The 19347-nt window shown below is 38.6% G+C and carries 17 protein-coding genes; 11 read left to right on the top strand and 6 right to left on the bottom strand.

Features of this window, described 5'->3' with window-relative positions:
• The first annotated feature begins 25 nt into the window (after positions 1 to 25).
• Positions 26 to 2491, top strand: a complete 2466-nt coding sequence (locus ABJE44_RS07105) for a glycosyl transferase (protein WP_348120702.1) — start codon at positions 26 to 28, stop codon at positions 2489 to 2491.
• Positions 2492 to 2506: 15 nt separating this feature from the next.
• The gene (locus tag ABJE44_RS07100; RefSeq protein WP_348120700.1) at positions 2507 to 3601 is read left to right on the top strand and encodes a glycoside hydrolase family 5 protein; all 1095 of its coding nucleotides are present in this window, start codon (positions 2507 to 2509) and stop codon (positions 3599 to 3601) included.
• 89 nt (positions 3602 to 3690) lie between these two features.
• Here the strand turns inward: ABJE44_RS07100 and ABJE44_RS07095 are convergent, their stop codons facing one another.
• From ABJE44_RS07095 to ABJE44_RS07085, 3 genes are all read right to left on the bottom strand, one after another.
• On the bottom strand, positions 3691 to 4707 hold the full coding sequence (locus tag ABJE44_RS07095) for a LacI family DNA-binding transcriptional regulator (protein WP_348112358.1): 1017 nt from the start codon (positions 4705 to 4707) through the stop codon (positions 3691 to 3693).
• 135 nt (positions 4708 to 4842) lie between these two features.
• Positions 4843 to 6312, bottom strand: a complete 1470-nt coding sequence (gene rmuC, locus ABJE44_RS07090; RefSeq protein ID WP_348112357.1) for a DNA recombination protein RmuC — start codon at positions 6310 to 6312, stop codon at positions 4843 to 4845.
• 88 nt (positions 6313 to 6400) lie between these two features.
• Complete coding sequence (locus ABJE44_RS07085) at positions 6401 to 7918, bottom strand: fumarate hydratase (protein ID WP_348112356.1); 1518 nt, start codon at positions 7916 to 7918, stop codon at positions 6401 to 6403.
• Positions 7919 to 8044: 126 nt separating this feature from the next.
• Between ABJE44_RS07085 and pabB the strand changes: the two genes are divergently transcribed.
• Positions 8045 to 9475 carry an aminodeoxychorismate synthase component I gene (gene pabB / locus ABJE44_RS07080; RefSeq protein WP_348112355.1) on the top strand — a complete coding sequence of 477 codons (1431 nt, stop codon included), beginning with the start codon at positions 8045 to 8047 and terminating at the stop codon, positions 9473 to 9475.
• Between the two features lies 1 nt (position 9476).
• Positions 9477 to 10055 (top strand): CoA pyrophosphatase, encoded by a 579-nt coding sequence (locus ABJE44_RS07075; protein WP_348112354.1) that lies wholly within the window; start codon positions 9477 to 9479, stop codon positions 10053 to 10055.
• An 89-nt stretch (positions 10056 to 10144) separates the two neighbouring features.
• On the opposite strand, the gene cysB is transcribed toward ABJE44_RS07075, so the two are convergent.
• The gene (gene cysB / locus ABJE44_RS07070) at positions 10145 to 11119 is read right to left on the bottom strand and encodes an HTH-type transcriptional regulator CysB (protein ID WP_348112353.1); all 975 of its coding nucleotides are present in this window, start codon (positions 11117 to 11119) and stop codon (positions 10145 to 10147) included.
• Between the two features lie 237 nt (positions 11120 to 11356).
• On the opposite strand from cysB, the gene ABJE44_RS07065 reads away from it, so the two are divergent.
• Together ABJE44_RS07065 and ABJE44_RS07060 are read left to right on the top strand one after the other, a co-directional pair.
• Positions 11357 to 12049 (top strand): HAMP domain-containing sensor histidine kinase, encoded by a 693-nt coding sequence (locus tag ABJE44_RS07065; protein ID WP_348112352.1) that lies wholly within the window; start codon positions 11357 to 11359, stop codon positions 12047 to 12049.
• Between the two features lie 52 nt (positions 12050 to 12101).
• Positions 12102 to 12869 carry a hypothetical protein gene (locus ABJE44_RS07060; protein ID WP_348112351.1) on the top strand — a complete coding sequence of 256 codons (768 nt, stop codon included), beginning with the start codon at positions 12102 to 12104 and terminating at the stop codon, positions 12867 to 12869.
• Between the two features lie 33 nt (positions 12870 to 12902).
• Here ABJE44_RS07060 and ABJE44_RS07055 read toward each other — a convergent pair whose 3' ends face one another.
• Positions 12903 to 13814, bottom strand: coding sequence for a LysR family transcriptional regulator (locus ABJE44_RS07055; RefSeq protein WP_348112350.1), 912 nt, complete (start codon positions 13812 to 13814; stop codon positions 12903 to 12905).
• Between the two features lie 108 nt (positions 13815 to 13922).
• Here ABJE44_RS07055 and ABJE44_RS07050 point away from each other — a divergent pair, with 108 nt between their 5' ends.
• From ABJE44_RS07050 to ABJE44_RS07040, 3 genes are all read left to right on the top strand, one after another.
• A complete protein-coding gene (locus tag ABJE44_RS07050; protein WP_348112349.1) occupies positions 13923 to 14636 on the top strand; it encodes a CoA transferase subunit A in 714 nt (237 codons plus the stop codon).
• Between the two features lie 9 nt (positions 14637 to 14645).
• Positions 14646 to 15302, top strand: a complete 657-nt coding sequence (locus tag ABJE44_RS07045) for a CoA transferase subunit B (RefSeq protein WP_348112348.1) — start codon at positions 14646 to 14648, stop codon at positions 15300 to 15302.
• 114 nt (positions 15303 to 15416) lie between these two features.
• Entirely contained in the window at positions 15417 to 16748 is a 1332-nt protein-coding gene (locus ABJE44_RS07040; protein ID WP_348112347.1) for a DEAD/DEAH box helicase, read from the top strand.
• Positions 16749 to 17248: 500 nt separating this feature from the next.
• Here ABJE44_RS07040 and ABJE44_RS07035 read toward each other — a convergent pair whose 3' ends face one another.
• Entirely contained in the window at positions 17249 to 17800 is a 552-nt protein-coding gene (locus ABJE44_RS07035) for an NAD(P)H nitroreductase (RefSeq protein ID WP_348112346.1), read from the bottom strand.
• A 170-nt stretch (positions 17801 to 17970) separates the two neighbouring features.
• Here ABJE44_RS07035 and ABJE44_RS07030 point away from each other — a divergent pair, with 170 nt between their 5' ends.
• Both ABJE44_RS07030 and ABJE44_RS07025 read left to right on the top strand, forming a co-directional pair.
• Positions 17971 to 18567 (top strand): FlgO family outer membrane protein, encoded by a 597-nt coding sequence (locus ABJE44_RS07030; RefSeq protein WP_348112577.1) that lies wholly within the window; start codon positions 17971 to 17973, stop codon positions 18565 to 18567.
• Positions 18568 to 18577: 10 nt separating this feature from the next.
• Entirely contained in the window at positions 18578 to 19339 is a 762-nt protein-coding gene (locus tag ABJE44_RS07025) for a FlgO family outer membrane protein (protein WP_348112345.1), read from the top strand.
• Positions 19340 to 19347: the final 8 nt, after the last annotated feature.

Genomic DNA, 19347 nt, shown 5'->3' with positions numbered 1-19347 from the left:
ATTTAATAAGAAGGGATTGAAAAATATGCAAAACCCAGCCACTGAAACAAACGAAAAATTCGGTTATTTCGATGATGAAAACTACGAATATGTAATTACAACACCATACACGCCTACTCCATGGATTAACTATCTTGGAAACGATGGATTCTATGGATTGATATCAAATACCGCCGGTGGATATTGTTTTTATCGCGATCCTAAATTTCGCCGTTTAACCCGCTATCGTTACAATAATGTGCCTGTAGATAATGGTGGTCGTTATTTTTACTTAAAATGCGACGAGCAATATTGGTCTGCGACTGGTCTTCCTGTTGATACTCAATTAGATGAATACTCTTGTAGACACGGTATGGGATATAGCCGTTTCAATGCTAGTAAAAACGGTATTGCTTCAGAAGTCACTAGCTTTATCCCTTTAGACACGAAAGCTGAAGTTCATAGTTTAAAATTAACAAATAACACCTCAGAAACGAAAACCGTAGATGTGTTTTCATTCATCGAATGGTGTTTATGGAATGCTGAAGATGATGGCGCTAACTTCCAAAGAAACCTTTCAACAGGTGAAGTAGAAGTAGCAGGTAGTACTATTTTTCACAAAACAGAGTACCGCGAGAGACGTAACCATTACTCCTTTTATTCAGTGAATCGTGAAGTAGCTGGATTTGAAACTGACCGTGAAACATTTCTTGGTCCGTATAGAGGTTTTGATCGTCCTGTGGCAGTAGAGTCTGGGGTAACTAAGAATTCCTTAGCTCGTGGCTGGTCTCCTATCGCATCTCACCATCTAAAAGTCGAGCTTGCACCAGGTGAAAGCCAATCACTAGTCTTTGTACTAGGTTATTGTGAAGTCGAGCCAGAAAACAAATGGTCGGGTCTTAATGTTATTAACAAAGCACCAGCAGAAGCACTTAGTAGCAGATTTGATACTGATGAAAAAGTGGCAGCTGAACTTAAAAAGCTTAATGATTATTGGTTTAACTTATTAAGTAAATTTACAGTTGAATCACCAGATGACAAATTTAACCGAGCCGTTAATATTTGGAATCAGTATCAAAACATGGTGACTTTCAACTTATCTCGAAGTGCCTCATTCTACGAATCAGGTATCGGTCGAGGCATGGGGTTCAGAGACTCAAACCAAGATACCATAGGGTTTGCCCACATGGTGCCAGAGAAAGTTAAAGAACGTATTCTAGACTTATCTGCTACTCAAAAAACAGATGGTTCTGCTTATCACCAATATCAACCTTTAACCAAAAAAGGTAATGCCAATATAGGGGGTAATTTTAACGATGACCCTATGTGGATGGTGCTTTCTACAGCAAACTATATTAAAGAAACAGGTGATTTTAGTATCTTAGATGAAGTGGTACCGTTTGACAGTGATTTAGATAACACTGCCACCCACTTTGAACACCTGAACCGCGCGTTTAATCACGTAGTCAATAACTTAGGCCCACACGGTTTGCCGTTGATCGGTAGAGCAGATTGGAATGACTGTTTAAACCTAAACTGTTTCTCTGAAGATCCAAATGAGTCATACCAAACCACCCAACGTGGCGCATCAGATATTGCTGAATCAGTGATGATTGCAGGGCAGTTCGTGTTATACGGTCAAGAGTTTGTCGATTTATGTAAAAAAATAGGCAAAGACGAACTAGCAGCCAGTTGCTTACAACACGTTGAGTTAATGCGTGAAACCGTAAAACAGCATGCATGGGACGGGGCTTGGTTTATTCGTGCCTATAACGCTAAAGGTGAAAAAATAGGAAGCAATGAGAATACCGAGGGTAAGATTTTCATTGAATCTCAAGGGTTCTGCGCCATGGCAGGAATTGGCTTAGACGACGGTAAAGCATTGCAAGCCATGAATTCGGTTGAAGAGCACCTATCAACCGACTTCGGCATCATGCTCAACCAACCTGCCTATACTAGCTATGATAAATATATAGGTGAAATCACCTCTTATCCTCCTGGCTATAAGGAAAATGCAGGAATTTTCTGTCATAACAACCCATGGAGAACCATTTCTGAAGCTATGCTTGGGCGTGGTGAGAAGGCCTATGAATATTACAGTAAAATCACACCTGCATTTTTACAAGATGTTCAAGATCTTCATAAAACAGAACCATATGTATACAGCCAAATGATAGCCGGTGCAGATGCAGAACATCCTGGTGAAGCTAAAAATTCTTGGTTAACCGGTACTGCAGCGTGGAACTATTATGCTGCGACCCAATATATATTAGGTATTAAACCAACCTATGAAGGATTAAGTATTGACCCATGCATTTTACCGGCTTGGGATAATGTTAAGATTAACCGAGAATTCCGTGGCGCTCGTTACGAGATTACATTGCGTAATCCACAAGGAATAAGTAAGGGTGCTATATCTTTGACAGTTGATGGGCAGGAAATAGTAGGTAATGTGATTGATCCAATCGCTTACTCTGGAAGCCATAAAATTGTCGCAACCTTAAGTAAATAACCCCTAAGGCTTATGATGAAAAAACTTATTACTACGTCAGTATTTTTCACTTTATTTTTTAATGTAAGTGTTTTTGCAGCAAGTGATAGTTCTAGTAATACGAAAGATTGGTGGAACGTGCCCTATCTGGGCACGTTTGACAGCAGTCAATTAGTTAATGAACAAGCGTTTATTCAAGTAAAAGGAAACAAACTCGTTGATGAAAATGGAGAAACTTTTGTATTTAGAGGCGTAAATATCGCAGACCCAGATAAACTACTTACTCAAAAACAATGGTCTTTATCTTTATTCAAGGAGCTGAAAGATTGGGGAGCGAATGTTGTAAGGCTACCCATTCACCCTATTTCTTGGAAAAAAAATGGTAAAGAAGAGTACTTCAAAATCATTGATGAAGCTGTAATTTGGGCAAATTCATTAGATATGTACCTTATCGTTGATTGGCACTCAATTGGTTATTTACCAGATGAACTGTTTCAACACCCTATGTATGACACCACAAAAAAAGAAACCTTTACCTTCTGGAAAGAGGTGTCTTTTCGTTACTCAGGTGTATCGACTATTGCGGTATATGAATTATTCAACGAACCAACGGATCAAGGCGGCAGAGCAGGAAAAGCAAACTGGCATGATTGGAAAGCCTTAAATGAGCAACTCATTGACGTTATTTACGCGCACGATAAGAATGTCATCCCACTAGTCGCGGGATTTAACTGGGCATATGATTTACGTCCGGTTAAACAATCCCCCATTGCCCGTCAAGGTATTGCTTATGCAGTGCATCCCTACCCTCAAAAGGCTAAACCTAAGGTCAAATCAAAACAAAACTATTTTGACCTCTGGGAATCAGTATGGGGCTTTGCGGCGAAAGACTATCCAATTATCGCAACAGAATTAGGTTGGGTGAATGCAGATGGTTTAGGTGCACATATTCCAGTAATAAATGATGGAAGTTATGGGCCTCAAATTATGGAGTTTATCGAAGCAAGAGACATTTCTTGGGTAGTATGGGCATTTGATCCACAGTGGTCGCCGACCATGATAAAAGATTGGAATTACACACCTACTGAACAAGGTGCGTTTTTCAAGCAACAACTTCAACAGCAAAATTAACTGTTTAGCCCATGGGAAATGGGGGCTAGGGTAACTTGTAGGGGGTTACTCTAGTTTTTTCTTTACACTCTAAAAGTAGATTGCGAAACCTAAGTTGGAGCCGGCCCAGTACTCCCCCTAACTTTTAACTCAAAGGGTAGAAAACGTCTTCCAGGTTCTACATACTCGCCTTTCAGTTGCTTAAGCAGTAATTCAATACACAAACCACCTATTTCCTCTAAGGGCTGATGTACCGTAGTAAGTGCCGGTGAAACCAATTGCGCATAATTAATATCATCAAAGCCCATCACTGAGATATCTTCAGGTACTGAGAAGCCTTGTTTTTGCACAAATTTCATTACACCAATTGCCATATCATCACTAAAGCAAAAAATAGCAGTTGGTCTTTGACGCAATAACAGCAACTGCCCCGCACATTTCATACCAGACTCAACATCGTAATCGCCCTGAATACAAAGCCCACTATCTAAAGGAATATTAGCGTCTTCAAGCGCAGACCTATAGCCTTCAAGCCGCTCATTAGAGCTCGCAATATCATCTGGCCCTGTAACCGCTGCAATATATTTATGCCCTAGATCTATTAGATGCTTAACAGCCCTTTTAGCTGCCGCTACGTTATCTACAGCAACTTGCACTACTTCATCAGAGTCTATTTTTTCGTTACCGTTAACCATAGGCGGTAATTGCTGAGCTAGGTTTAACGTAGCATCCGTTTTAAAAGGAATGCTAGAACAAAACAGTAATACGCCATCAGCCTGACCATGGGTGACTAAATCTGCATAGTGTTGTTCGCGCTCGTGTAATCCTTGCGTATCGCCAAGTAAAACAGAATAACCTGCAGTATGGGCTTTTTGCTCAATGGCCCGGATGATCCCCGCATTCACAGGGTTAGTGATGTCTGGAATAATAGCCACAATATTACCGCTTTTACGTGTCCGTAAACTGGCCCCAATTCGATTAGGCCTATACCCAGACTCATCGATCACTTTTTGCACTTTTTCTAAAGTTTTTTTAGAGACCATTTCTGGTGCACTAAACACCCTTGAAACAGTCGCTGGCGACACATTGGCCAAGGCTGCGATATCTTTTATACCCAAAGCTGCCACAGTTTTTCCTTCTGTATTCAACGTTGCATTAACATTAACATGTAAAACGTTTTCATTTAACTAATTACATACAAACATAACTATTAAACCTACAATTATGTTCACTAAAAGATAGTTAAAACAGTATCTTGCTAATTAATCCTCAAGATCTGAGCGATCTAAAAGTTTACCATCTAAATTTTTGTTTGTTTGTACGCCTAGCTGTCGAAATTGCTCCACTTGCCGAACAATATTTCCCTTTCCTGTAGACAACTTATTCATGGCACTATCGAAATTCTTCTGGCTGGCTTCAATAGCTTTACCCACTTTATCCATATCACTTACAAAACCATGAAACTTGTCATATAACTTAGCCGCATTATTTGCAATTTTTTGTGCATTTTGATTTTGATATTCATATTGCCAAATGTTATTGATGGTTCGCAGAGCCACCAGCAAGTTTGTTGGGCTTACTAGCATAATATTGTGATCGAACGCTAACTTCAGTATGTCTGGGGCTTGGTCTGCGGCAAGTATAAATGCAGACTCAATTGGGATGAACATCAAAACGTAGTCTAGACTACGAATGCCCGTTAGGTCTTGATAGTCCTTTTTACCTAACTCTTTAATATGACTTCTCATAGAAGTAATGTGGTCTCGTAAATGGGTCGCTCTAGCAACGTCATCTTCTTGCTCATTGAAGTAACGCTCATAGGCAGCCAATGACACTTTAGAGTCAACAACCACGTCCTTGTTACCAGGTAAATGCACCACTACATCTGGTTGATAACTTTTACCTGCTTCATTTTTTAACGAAACCTGGGTGTCAAACTCGTGACCTTCCCTTAAACCTGACTCTTTAAGGACACGCTCTAATATCACTTCCCCCCAATTTCCTTGGGCTTTGTTATCCCCTTTTAAGGCTTTAGTCAATGCTGCTGCGTCTTGGGTGATTTGTTGGTTGAGTTCTTTCAGACCTAATATTTCAGTTTTCAGAGAAGCTCTTTCTTGACCTTCTTTTACATATTGATCAGAAACTTGTTTCTTAAAACCTTCAATCTGCTCTTTGAGTGGTGACAAAATAGTATCTAGCCCTGCTTTACTGGACTCTGCAAAGGTATCTTGTTTCTGTTGAAAAATCTTATTCGCTGTATTTTCAAACTGAGTTTGTAGCCTTTTTTCAGCAGCTTCTAAAAGTTGCAATTTTTCAATACTGGCTAATTGCTCTTGTTCAAACTTTGCAGCTTGAGCTTCAAGCTTTACTCGTAGCTCAGAGGCATACTGATTTTCTTGTTTATATTGTTGTTGCCACTGATTTTTTTCTATTTCTAGCTCTGGAATACGTTGAATTCTTTGGTTTAGCTGCCCCAATCGATTTTGTGTTTGTAGCTGCTGTTCTAATACGGACTTTTGCTCCGCATTCATTTCTTTAATCAAAATATCTTGCTTGGCAAGTTGGTCACGTAACTGTTTTTCTTGCTCTTGATATACAGTTGTCATCTGCGACATTGCATTTTTTAGCGTTTTACGTGCTCTAACTGCAATTAATACAGCCCCCAAAGTTAAACCAAGAATAAACAGACCTGCAAATATAAATAACGTAACAAGATCGTTAAACTGACTCATAAAAATTAAAACACCTCACAACTTAAAAACAAAAACGGCGGTAAAAACCGCCGTTAAAGAGTACATTTTAATGGTAAGTAAACGTTACTTACTTTTCCATTTCTGCAATTTTAACTTTCCAAATTGCTGGCCCTGTTTCATGGGCATTAGCGCCACTGCTATCAACAGCAACGGTCACTGGCATATCAACCACATCAAATTCATAGATTGCTTCCATCCCTAAGTCTTCAAATGCTACAACGCGTGCATTTTTTATTGCTTTTGAGACTAAATAAGCAGCGCCACCGACAGCCATCAAATACACAGACTTGTGCTTGGCAATACTTTGCACAGTTGCAGGACCACGCTCTGCTTTACCAATCATGCCACTGATACCGGTTTTCTCTAGCATCATGTCAGTAAACTTGTCCATACGTGTTGCCGTAGTAGGGCCTGCAGGGCCTACTGCTTCATCACCTACTGCATCAACTGGGCCTACGTAATAAATAAATTTATTATCAAAATCTACACCTTCAGGTAAGCCTTCCCCATTCGCTAGCATAGTTTGTATGCGCTTATGAGCCGCATCTCGACCAGTTAACATTTTCCCAGTTAGCAGTACTGTTTTACCTACTTTCCATTCTTGAATATCATCTTTAGTCACAGAGTCTAAATTCACTCGGCGTGTTCCTTCGGCTACTTCCCATGTTACCTCTGGCCAATCTTCAAGTTTAGGGGGCGTAAAATCAGCAGGACCAGAACCATCTAAGTGAAAATGAGCATGGCGTGTTGCAGCACAATTAGGGATCATAGCAACTGGTTTAGAGGCTGCATGGGTAGGTAATGATTTGATTTTAATATCAACCACTGTTGTTAACCCACCTAGCCCTTGTGCGCCAATACCTAAATCGTTTACCTTTTTAAATATATCTAAACGTAACTTTTCTTCTGTAGTTTCAGCGCCTCTATCCATCAATTCTTGAATATCGACTGGGTCCATCAAACTTTCTTTAGCCAAAACGGCTGCCTTTTCTGCTGTGCCCCCAATACCTATTCCTAGCATGCCTGGTGGGCACCACCCCGCTCCCATAGTCGGTAGCGTTTTCACCACCCAATCAGCAATATCATCACTAGGATTTAACATTACCATTTTAGATTTATTTTCAGAGCCACCACCTTTTGCCGCAATCATAACTTCAATATGGTCGCCAGCAACCGTATCAATATGAACCACAGCGGGTGTATTGTCTTTAGTATTTTTACGGGCACCTGCAGGATCAGCAACAATAGAAGCTCGAAGTGGGTTGTCAGGGTTTAAGTAGGCTCGCCTTGTTCCTTCATCAACCATTTGCTGCACAGTTAAATCTGTTTTATCCCACTTTACACCCATACCAATTTTAACGAAACATGTAACGATACCGGTGTCTTGACATAAGGGACGCTTGCCTTCAGCAGACATTCTAGAGTTTATGAGAATTTGTGCCATGGCATCTTTTGCAGCCTGACTTTGCTCTTTATTATAGGCTTTTTCAACTGCTTGGATGTAGTCGAGTGGATGATAATAGGAAATAAACTGCAAAGACTCTTCAATACTATCAATAAAATCTTGCTGACGAATAACGGTCATGGATGCCTCTTAGATATTCTTAGGTTACATTTTCTTTAGTTATGATAACCTGCTAAGCGTAATTGCTCCATGATAAATCTGCAGCATTTCATTAAACATTTATCTGAGTCCCTAGAAAATTTCACAATGATAATTAAAAACCCTTTAGTCAGTATTGTCCCAATTGAGCTAGCCGCTTCAACCTGTATCACCTCAGTATTTCAACATTACGCTAGTGATAGTTGGGCGATGTTACTTGATTCATCTAATAGCCAACATAAGAATGGTCGTTTCGATATTATGGTTGCAAAACCTATTGCAACTATTATTACCACAGCCAATAATTCAGAAATTAAGCACATCGACAACACTATAGAACAAAGCGATGATAATCCTTTGATTTTGTTGCAAAAACTCATTAGTCAGTACCTGTCAGGGGTACAGTTAGCGCAAACAGGGCTACCTGACATTCCTTTTATTGCTGGGGCATTGGGATACTTTGGGTATGATTTAGGACGGCATTTTGAATCGTTACCTAATAAACATTTTGCTGAATATACTAGCCCTGATATGGCAGTAGGTCTGTATACATGGAGTATTATAAAAGATAATCAAGATGAGTGTTTTTACCTTTGTAGCTTAGAAGGCTACCCTCACCCTACTCCATCAGACATTAAACTCTTAGTTGCACAAAAATACATAGCGGCAAAATTTGCTTTAACCACGGTTTGGCAAGCTAATATGTCAAAAGCAAAATATGATCAAAAAATAGAGAAAATTAAATCGTATTTAAATGCCGGAGATTGCTATCAAACTAACCTCGCCCAGCGTTTTACAGCCGATTATACTGGTGATGAATGGCGAGCCTATTTAACATTAAGAAACGCCAATCATGCTCCTTTTTCAGCTTTTATACGCTTACCGACATCTAGTATTTTAAGTATTTCACCTGAGCGTTTCCTATTAGTTAGGAATAACAAGGTTGAGACAAAACCTATCAAAGGTACCAGGCCAAGACAAAGAGACCCTTTAGCTGATAAACAGCAAATTGAATCCTTACTGACCTCGCAAAAAGATCAAGCTGAGAATCTGATGATTGTTGACTTAATGCGCAATGATTTAAGCAAACACTGCGAGGCTGGTACCGTCGAGGTACCAAAACTATTCGAAATAGAAACCTTTGCTGCAGTTCATCATTTAGTTAGCACGGTAACTGCCCAGCTAAAATCCGATAAAACCGCTATTGATTTGTTACAAGGCGCATTCCCAGGGGGATCTATTACTGGTGCCCCTAAAATCAGGGCTATGGAAATAATTGATGAGCTAGAACCTAACAATCGGAATATATACTGTGGCAGTATCGGTTATATTGGTATTAAAGGTGATATGGATACGAGTATATGTATCCGCACTTTACTGTGTGAGCAGGGTAGTATTCAGAATAAGATTTACTGTTGGGCTGGGGGCGGCATAGTGATTGATTCTGAAGCTGGAGATGAATATCAAGAAAGCCTAGATAAAGTATCAAAAATACTTCCTATACTCGATACTGAGGTGTCGACTAATATCCAAGGCTAAAATGAATAAATCCGAGTTCTTACGTCAATTTCATCACATAAGGCTAGTTAATAAGGAGCCTGACTTCCCCTTAAAAAACTCGGGTAAACCAGCAGCAGTTCTGATACCTATAGTACAATACCAAAATGAGCTTAAAGTAGTATTCACAGTAAGGGCAAAACATCTAAAACATCACGGTGGACAAATTAGTTTTCCTGGAGGCAAGCAAGAACAAACAGATAAGACTTTAATGCAAACCGCACTTCGTGAAACCTATGAAGAAATTGGTATCCCACCCGAAAAAGTTGATATCGTCGGTAGTTTACCTAAATACCGAACCGTTAGTGGGTATGAAGTGAGCCCTTATATTGGCTTTTTACCTGGTCCACTAAATTTAGTATTAGATAAAAATGAGGTCGATGAAACATTTGAAGTTCCCCTAATGTTTTTACTTAATCACCAGAATCACTTAATACATTGGATCAAGCGAAATAACGACCACACTCCTATCTACTTTATTCCTTGGCAACAACATAATATATGGGGGGCGACGGCTGCATTTGTCAGGAATTTATCCCACCATTTTTATGGCAATAAATAAAACATTTGATTAAAGGGAGGTTGAAAAGAAATGCCCCTAAATAACCTATTTTTATATTAGGTTATTTAGAGTTATCAGATAATCGAGACTTATTTAACGGGAAGAGTTAATCCTTTAAACATTTTTTCGACTTCATCATTGTTTTTCAACATCATTGCTTTCTCTACAACAGACTTGGTCAAGTGTGGCGCAAAACGTTCAATAAATTCATACATATAACTACGCAAGAATGAGCCTTTACGGAAACCAATCTTAGTCGTGCTGTACTCAAACAAATGACTTGCATCAATTTTAACTAAATCAGAATCTAATTTGTCATCAATAGCCATTGAAGCAATCACGCCAACACCTACCCCTAGACGCACATAAGTTTTGATCACATCAGCATCTGTGGCAGTAAATACAATTTTAGGATCGATTCCAGCTGAACTAAACGCCTGATCTAAAGAGGAACGGCCTGTAAAACCAAATACATAGGTTACTAAGTTATATTCCGCTAAATCTTCAATTGTAATACTGGTTTTCTTCGATAGAGGGTGGTCTCTATTTACAATAATACTGCGGTTCCAATGGTAGCAAGGCAACATTACCAAATCATTGTATAAGTGTAACGCCTCTGTTGCGATGGCGAAATCCGCCTCGCCTTTTGCAGCTAAATCACTAATTTGCGAAGGCGTGCCTTGGTGCATATGTAAAGACACTTTAGAATATTTATTCATAAAGCCTTTAATCACATCTGGTAACGCATAGCGAGCTTGGGTATGGGTCGTAGCAATATTTAATTTACCTTGATCTGGCAGAGTGTGCTCACGAGACACCGCTTTAATACTTTCAACCTTAGCCAAAATTTCTCTAGAAATATTAATTACGTCTTGCCCTGCTTCAGTGACATGAGTGAGATGTTTTCCACTACGGCCAAAGATTTGCACACCCAACTCATCTTCCAACATACGCACTTGCTTGCTGATCCCTGGCTGCGACGTATACAAACTTTCTGCTGTGGCAGACACGTTTAAGTTATTGTTAAGCACCTCAACAATATATCTGAGTTGTTGTAATTTCATTTTTTGACCTTGCTAGTTAACTGACACACCCTATATATTCAAATGTTATATAACTTTAACAAAATGAATTCCATAAAATTTTAAAAAAAAGTTCTAGTTATATGCAAAATTGACTAGTTCACTTGCTATAAATCAATGCTAAAAGGTCTCCAAAAATTTGATAAGATGCTAAAAACTATAAAAAAAATTTATAAATGTGGCTATCCTGAGTGTAAAGTTAAGTGATGGGAGGGGCAGATGCCAAATGACAATGACGCTATTGATTTTTCAACCGTTCTTGGTGCAGCAGTTCATGATATGAAGAATTCACTATGCCTGTTAAATAAAAGTATCGAGGATATTAGCCGCTCAATTGCAAACCCCGATGTTATTACTAGTGAGCACCTAGCATCGGCTCATTATGAAGCAGCTAGGCTAAACACTGGGTTGGTTCAGTTGTTATCTCTGTACAGAGCAAGACTGGATAATTTACCTGTCAATATTGATGAGCATTGCATTGAAGATATGCTTGAGGAAATTATCACATCAAACAAAAGTTATCTTAATCACAAAAATATGAGTTTAGAAGTTAATAAATCTGCCGATTTATTATGGTATCTAGATTCAGATTTGATTTATATCTTATTAAATGATGTATTAATTAATGCCTTACGTTATGGCAAACAAAAAATATTACTCAGTGTTTATGAAGAATCAGAAAATCTTATTTTTAAAATAGAAGACGATGGGCCAGGTTATCCTCAAAATATGTTAGAGGCTACTCTAATTAATGTGCAAGAATATGATATTAGCCAAGGACGTACTGGATTGGGTTTATTTTTCGCTAGACTTATAGCTCAAGCTCATACTAGAGGGAACAAGTCGGGATCTATATCACTTAGAAATGGTGGTGCTCTAGGTGGCAGTGTCTTTGTTTTAGCATTACCTTAATAGTTTTATTTAAATTAGTTATTACTTTAGTTTTGGAATAAAAAATACTTTTATGATGTTCACAATAATTATAGTGTTAATCGTTTCATTGGTGCTTATAGGCGTCATTGTTAACGCTATGCAACAACATAAAAATAAAATGGAAACGGAACGTCGGGCTGAAGCATCAAAACAGAAAGCAATCATTGAGAATACAGAAGCAGCATTGAAAGCTGCCGAAGGTATCCCTTTTACACAAAGATTTTTGTTTATAATGAGGCGTAGGGTTTTTATGGCAACCAAAGCATTGCAAAGCGCAAGCGATGGAACCACTAATTATAATCAACAAATAAAAGGCCTTGAGGAAGAACTGAAAGCCATTGATATAACACAACCCGCTCCCCCAGAAGATCAATTTAAGCTCCCCCAAGCCGATAAACAAGTGATTCAATTTATTAAAGGGATTAAAACCCTAAGAGCGCTGTTACGGGCAGAATTTAAAAAGGGCAGACTCGAAAGTCGTGTGTTTTTGGCAGAAGATAAACTCCTTGAACGGCTCCAACTTAGAGCAAATGTTGACACATTAATTCGCCGTGGTGAGATAGCCTTAAAAAATAACCAATTAGGCTCTGCTCGACAATGTCTAGAGAAAGCCATTGGTGCCCTATCCTCTCAACCTAATCAAGATGAATATATCACCGCTCGAAAAAGTAAACTTCAAGAAAAGTTGTCAGAGATTGAAAGTAACCTTAAAACAGCTAACAGCAAAGACGTTGCCGAAAAACAAGAGTCTGAACGTAATGAATTAGATGAACTTTTTGCTGAAAAGAAAAAGTGGTAACCCAAAAAAGATTGTTACCTAAATTTAAGGCGATTACTCGGCCGGAAAATCAGTATGCACGTTATCTGTTACCCAACGCCAAAATTCTTGAGCAACTGAAGACAGAGTACCTTTTCTAAGTCTGATGATACCAACTTGTTTATTTAAATGATTTTCTGTAATGGGTACACAAGTCAATCCTTTACTTAGCATTTGCTCTCGGCATAAAACAGGTACCACAGAGACACCTAAATCATAATTCACAAATTGCCCCAAAGTCGCCAACTGGCTTGCTTCTGCGACGATATTTAATGTAGCAATTTGAGTTTCCATGTAAGCATCAATCCAGCGCCGAATAGCAGAGCCTTTGTTCATAGCAACATAAGGATACGATGCTAACTGCGGCCAAGATACACTTGAATGTTGAGCCAATGGATGAGATTTAGGTAATACAGCCATGAAACAATCTTCGAATAATGGATGAAACTCCAAACCTTCCATTTTTTCAGACTCAAATGAAAATCCAATTTCTGCACGCCCCTCTTGAACATTCTGTATTACACGTTCCATTACAACATCATTAACCGCTAACTTAATATTTGGATATAACCCAGTAAATTTTTGCAGAATACTCGGTAATAAACCTGCAGCAAAAGAGGGCATTGCAGCAATAGACAAGTTACCTTGCCCGAGTGAAAATAAGTTATGAAGGTCAGAAAATGCCTGTTGCCAATCATAAATTAGCCTTTTAGCCACAGGGATAAACAATTTTCCCTCAGGCGTTAACTCGACCTTACGAGTGGTCCGAGAAAACAATTCTCCACCAACCTGAAGCTCCATCTTTTTTATGGCTGATGATAAAGCAGGTTGTGATAAACAAATTTTTTCAGCGGCTTCTGCAAATGTATGGGAATTAGCAATGCACACAAATATATTTAATTGTTTAAAAGAAACATTACTGATCATAGCCAAACCAATTAATAAATTTTATCTATTAATACACACATTAATTCAATTTTACTATTAATTATTATCTCCTAAACTGAAGTCACTGAGTTTAGAGAGGTGATAAATATGGCAGGTTTTAATAAAGTTGTAGAAAGTTATGATGCTGCAATGGCTGGCTTGACTGACAATATGACAATTATTGCTGGCGGATTTGGCTTATGTGGTATCCCAGAAGGTTTAATTTCGCAAATTCATAAAATGGCAACAACAAACCTAACAGTGGTATCCAACAACTGTGGTGTGGATGGGTTTGGATTAGGTGTGTTATTAGAGCAAAAACAAATTAGAAAGATGATTTCTTCTTACGTCGGCGAAAACGCATTATTTGAACAGCAACTGCTTAACGGAGAGTTAGAAGTAGAGCTGACGCCACAAGGAACACTCGCAGAAAAAATGAGAGCAGGGGGTGCAGGTATTCCTGCATTTTATACTGCAACAGGTTATGGCACCCCAGTAGGAGAAGGAAAAGAAACTCGAAAGTTTGGTGACCGTAGTTACATATTGGAAGAATCAGTCACTGGCGACTTTTCAATAGTTAAGGCATGGAAGGCAGACAAGTACGGCAATTGTATCTATCGACATACTGCACAAAACTTCAATCCTATGGCTGCTACAGCTGGAAAAGTAACAGTAGTTGAGGTTGAAGAACTTGTGGAAACAGGTTCATTAAACCCTAGCGAAATCCATACCCCTGGTATTTATGTAGATCGAGTAATAGTTGGTACTTTTGAGAAAAGGATTGAGCGTAAAATACTCACCCCTACAACTAATAATCAATAGGAGATAGCAATGTCTTTAAGTAGAGAGCAAATAGCCATGAGAGTGGCACAAGAATTCAGTGATGGTGATTATGTAAATTTAGGCATTGGCATTCCTACACTGGCAGCAAACTATGTGCATAGAGATATTGAAGTAATGTTGCAGTCAGAAAATGGATTATTAGGTATGGGGCCCTACCCAACTGAAGAGCAAGTCGATGCAGACATGATCAACGCGGGTAAAGAAACAGTTACAGCTAGCAAAGGGGCATCTATTTTTAGTTCAGCTGAGAGCTTTGCTATGATAAGAGGCGGCCATGTGGATTTAACTGTACTTGGTGCATTCGAAGTAGATGTGTCTGGAAGTATCGCCTCTTGGATGATCCCGGGTAAACTAATTAAGGGTATGGGAGGGGCAATGGATCTAGTTGCAGGAGCGCGCAATATAATCGTCACCATGACCCATGCAGATAAACACGGAAACTCTAAACTATTGGACTCATGTACCCTACCTTTAACAGGCGTAAACTGTATAAATCGAATAATCACCGACTTAGCTGTTATAGAAGTTAAAGATGGAGCTTTTCACTTAAAAGAGAAAGCACCTGACGTTACTGTAGAAGAAATAGAATCAAAAACAGCCGGAAAATTGATTATCACTGAAAACACACCAGATATGTCCTTTTAGGCCAGTAACTAAAGGCTAGAAAGTCTTCAAGTGCCTATGTAAGTTAATCCTTTGATGGTATAAACGGCTGCAACTTGTATAATTGTGGCAATTTCCGTTTTAAGAGCATATGCATTGCAATTTAGTGACTTAGGTATTCATCACATTCTATTAAAAGCCCTTGAAGTTAAAGGGCTAAACACTCCTACACAAATACAACAAAAGTCCATACCTTATGGCATGTTAGGTAAAGACCTAATTGCGTCTTCTAAAACAGGATCAGGTAAAACTCTAGCTTTTTTACTGCCTGCCGTACATAGAGTTTTAACAAAACACCCTTTAAGTAAACGTGATCCTAGGGTGTTAATTTTAGCCCCAACCCGAGAACTTGCTAAACAAGTTTTTTTACAGCTTAAATGGTTAATCGCTAAGCAACCACTTAAAGCAGCCTTAGTGTTAGGTGGCGAAAACTTTAACGACCAAGTAAAAGCATTGAAACATAATCCACAATTTGTAGTAGGTACAGCAGGTCGAATCGCTGACCACCTATCCGGAACGTCACTATTTTTAAACGGCTTAGAATTGTTAATCCTTGATGAAGCAGACCGCATGTTAGATTTAGGTTTTGCGTCTCAACTCAAACAAATAAATCAAATGGCTGACCACAGAAAGCGACAATCTATGATGTTTTCAGCCACCTTAGATACAGCTGCGATGCATGAATTAACTCACTTATTACTTAAAGCGCCGCAACGGATAAGTGTTGGGTCTTCGAGTGAAGAGCATAAAGATATACAGCAAGCTTTTTATTTAGCTGACAATGTGACTCACAAAGAAGCGTTACTAGTAAAAATCATTAATCAACAAGAACATAGACAAATTATTATATTTACTGCTACCCGAGCCGATACGGAACGGTTATCCATTCTACTAAATGAAATGCAATTCCATTCTATTGCCCTAAGTGGTGATTTAACTCAAGGGCAGAGAAACAACATAATGAGTGAGTTTGGTCGAGGTCAACAGCATATTCTAGTAACAACAGATATTGCATCTCGAGGCCTAGATTTACTCAATGTTTCGTTAGTAGTTAATTTTGATCTACCTAAATTGGCAGACGAATATGTTCACAGAGTCGGTAGAACAGGAAGAGCAGGCAATAAAGGTAATGCTGTTTCATTTGTAGGACCAAAAGATTGGTATAGCTTTTTGGCGATTAAGGGCTTTTTGAATCAAAATATTAAGCTAGATGTAGTTGAAGGTTTAGAAGCTAAATTTAAAGGATTAAAACCTGCTAAAAAAGCAGCACCTAAAAATAAAAATGAAACTAACCGAAATAAAGATAAGCAAAGCAAACCGCAACAAACAGCTAGTCGAGTAAATACAATGCAAGGTAAAGAGGTCGGTGACATGCCAATGAAACGTAAACCAAGACAAGCACCATCAGAGCCATCTGAAGAGAATTAATACCTTCATTTTTTTAATCGAGTATAGTTTTATGTGACTCCAAAGTACTTAAGGAGCACTTTAGAGTCACATATCAGCCATCACATAGAGTTTGTTACAGAAAGAATCTATAACTTTCTGTCGGACACGATAGACAAATGAATTTTTTAGAAAATTCAGACCAAGTAGTAGATTACTTACGCCAAGCAGTTTCTAATATGGTTAAGTAAAATACAGTCCCCTCCTTGATTTATACATTATGGTAAAGCGTCTACTCCAAAGCCTTTCTTCAATGAAACAAAGATTTAGATAAAACCATACAGCGTATCGGTGCTTACCCTCCTTCATTAAGCCAGTGTCTATTTCTAAAGCATATTGAAAGTAGACTAAACCAATAAAGAGCCACTAGCTTCTTTTCAAAAAACACTATCTAAGGCTGAGCTCATGCTAAATATGCCGCTAAAAATTCAGGCAGAAACCAAGTAAGAGTCTCTGCAGGCGGCTAAACTTTGATTTCATGACTAATTCCAGCTTTTAAAAAAGTCATTGCTATCTAAGGTAGGTTTTTGCATAGGTTGAAGTACTGATGTACCGAGATATAAAAAGCCTACAATTTCATCTTTATCAGTTAAATCTAAAGCCTTTTTTACAATTGCATCTTTGGCATAACTGCCTGTGCGCCAAACCCCGTCGAAACCTTGCGAAATTGCAGCTAAGTGCATAGCATGAACCGCGCAAGAAGCTGAAGCCACTTGCTCTACCCAAGGCACTTTTGCATGTTCTGTATATTCGGCAATCGCGATAATAACCATAGGCGCTCGCAGAGGTAACTGGGTAGCCCGAGCAATATCAGCTTCTGATTTGTTTGATTGTATCGCAGCTTGTTTATATAGCTCACCAAGTCGAACTAGCCCTTCTCCTTCACAAACAATAAACTTCCAAGGAGTTAACGCCGCATGATCCGGAGCTCTTAAGGCTGCTTGTTTTATATTTTCTAATACAACACCAGCAGGAGCAGGAGCCTGCAACCTAGGTTGCGAACGTCTGTTTAATAATAAATCTAGTGCTTTCATTACAATCCATCATTTTAATGAGCTAAACAAGTATTCTATTATCTCATGAATTCTAGGGATACTATTTCAATGAATTAATTATTTACTTTATCTCTTTATAACCGCTAATTTTTATGGCGCGGTTATTGCTTTGTGACAATATACTGTGTAAGGCAAAACATGTGAACCAAATGAAATATTACTATTTAATAGCTGCTATTTGCTTACTCCTATTAGGATGCAGCTCAATCAGCAACAATGAAACTCAAGAAAGTAATCAAGAGCTTACAAAAGAATACCAATCGAATACATTACATGGCCATGTCGAAAAGCTTGTCAGACAACTACTCAGCACATCTCAACCATTTGACACATCGGGAAATATTGCAGTGGGCACTATTTTACCTACAGAGCACAATAACGGCCAACAATTGCCAGCTCACGCTAGCCTCGGCTTACAAATTCAAGAAAGCGTTATGACCTTCATAACACAGGCGGGGTTAAGCGTAGTGGAATACAAAGCTATGCCGTCTATTAAAATCAAAAAACAAGCCGACGAAATGTTGAGCAGAGATATTAAAGATCTAACTGAAAGTATTTCGACAGACTACTTTTTAACGGGCACTTACACCCTTCAAGAAAGCAGTACTTTAGTTAATATAAGGCTAATTAAAGTACCAGAAAACATTATTTTAGCTGCTGCCACAGACTATGTGCCAAATGATGCAATGTGGAGCGCAACCAAAGTTACAATAAAAAATAATCAAATTTATCGCAATGGTTATTAGGAAGCATTTTATGAAATACCCTCTATTAATATTATTAATCAGTTTTACTAGTAGTTGTTCTATCTTCAATTTTGGTGATGATAAAGACAAAAATGATTACTCAGCTGAATTGGGACAAGACGACCCAAGCACTGTGCCATTGCAATCCAGTTTACAATTTCAGAAACACTTTGAAAATAAACTTACGAATAAAGAAACCGTGAGTGCTAAAGAGCTTAAGTCAAAGATAGATAAGCCACAAGCAGCATACCTTGACCCATCTACTCACAACGTCAACCACTATGTAAAAACGCTAACGAGTGAATTAATGTCAAATCTTAAAGATGTTAATTCCAATACACCGGTCGCAGTTGTTAGCTTTGTTATGTTAGATAGTGACTATAATCAATCAAGTTTACTTGGCAATCAGATTGCGGAGAGCCTTATACACGAAGTACATAAACATGGCATACCCGTCATTGACTTTAAAACTACAGGCTATGTTCGCGTTACCGAACAAGGAGACTTTGCGTTTAGTAAAGACTATGAAGATTTTGGGACAAAATTACCTGCCAACTTTGTAGTGGGCGGTACCCTATTGAAACATACTGACGGATACTTAGTTAACGCGAGGATAATTGATTTTAGCTCTAAATCTGTTATGGCTACCGCTCAAAATTTTATTCCGAATAATGTGGCCAATGCCCTACTAGCCAACTCATTTAAGCCTGATATAAAACCTGAAATGCCACAGACACCAAAAGGTAATATGGTGCCTTTAACCAGTAACTAGTCCAATTC

It is taken from the genome of Paraglaciecola sp. (assembly GCF_039942875.1).
Taxonomy (GTDB): Bacteria; Pseudomonadota; Gammaproteobacteria; order Enterobacterales; family Alteromonadaceae; genus Paraglaciecola.
The sequence above is the reverse complement of the archived record's forward strand: the minus strand, read 5'-3'. Positions and strand labels throughout refer to the sequence as shown.

Excerpts from the sequence above, each read along its gene's own strand:
- ABJE44_RS07105 (WP_348120702.1), top strand. The coding sequence starts at position 26 with ATGCAAAACCCAGCCACTGAAACAAACGAAAAATTCGGTTATTTCGAT.
- ABJE44_RS07100 (WP_348120700.1), top strand. The coding sequence starts at position 2,507 with ATGAAAAAACTTATTACTACGTCAGTATTTTTCACTTTATTTTTTAAT.
- rmuC (WP_348112357.1), bottom strand. The coding sequence starts at position 6,312 with ATGAGTCAGTTTAACGATCTTGTTACGTTATTTATATTTGCAGGTCTG.
- ABJE44_RS07085 (WP_348112356.1), bottom strand. The coding sequence starts at position 7,918 with ATGACCGTTATTCGTCAGCAAGATTTTATTGATAGTATTGAAGAGTCT.
- pabB (WP_348112355.1), top strand. The coding sequence starts at position 8,045 with ATGATAATTAAAAACCCTTTAGTCAGTATTGTCCCAATTGAGCTAGCC.
- ABJE44_RS07075 (WP_348112354.1), top strand. The coding sequence starts at position 9,477 with ATGAATAAATCCGAGTTCTTACGTCAATTTCATCACATAAGGCTAGTT.
- cysB (WP_348112353.1), bottom strand. The coding sequence starts at position 11,119 with ATGAAATTACAACAACTCAGATATATTGTTGAGGTGCTTAACAATAAC.
- ABJE44_RS07065 (WP_348112352.1), top strand. The coding sequence starts at position 11,357 with ATGCCAAATGACAATGACGCTATTGATTTTTCAACCGTTCTTGGTGCA.
- ABJE44_RS07060 (WP_348112351.1), top strand. The coding sequence starts at position 12,102 with ATGATGTTCACAATAATTATAGTGTTAATCGTTTCATTGGTGCTTATA.
- ABJE44_RS07055 (WP_348112350.1), bottom strand. The coding sequence starts at position 13,814 with ATGATCAGTAATGTTTCTTTTAAACAATTAAATATATTTGTGTGCATT.
- ABJE44_RS07050 (WP_348112349.1), top strand. The coding sequence starts at position 13,923 with ATGGCAGGTTTTAATAAAGTTGTAGAAAGTTATGATGCTGCAATGGCT.
- ABJE44_RS07045 (WP_348112348.1), top strand. The coding sequence starts at position 14,646 with ATGTCTTTAAGTAGAGAGCAAATAGCCATGAGAGTGGCACAAGAATTC.
- ABJE44_RS07035 (WP_348112346.1), bottom strand. The coding sequence starts at position 17,800 with ATGAAAGCACTAGATTTATTATTAAACAGACGTTCGCAACCTAGGTTG.
- ABJE44_RS07030 (WP_348112577.1), top strand. The coding sequence starts at position 17,971 with ATGAAATATTACTATTTAATAGCTGCTATTTGCTTACTCCTATTAGGA.
- ABJE44_RS07025 (WP_348112345.1), top strand. The coding sequence starts at position 18,578 with ATGAAATACCCTCTATTAATATTATTAATCAGTTTTACTAGTAGTTGT.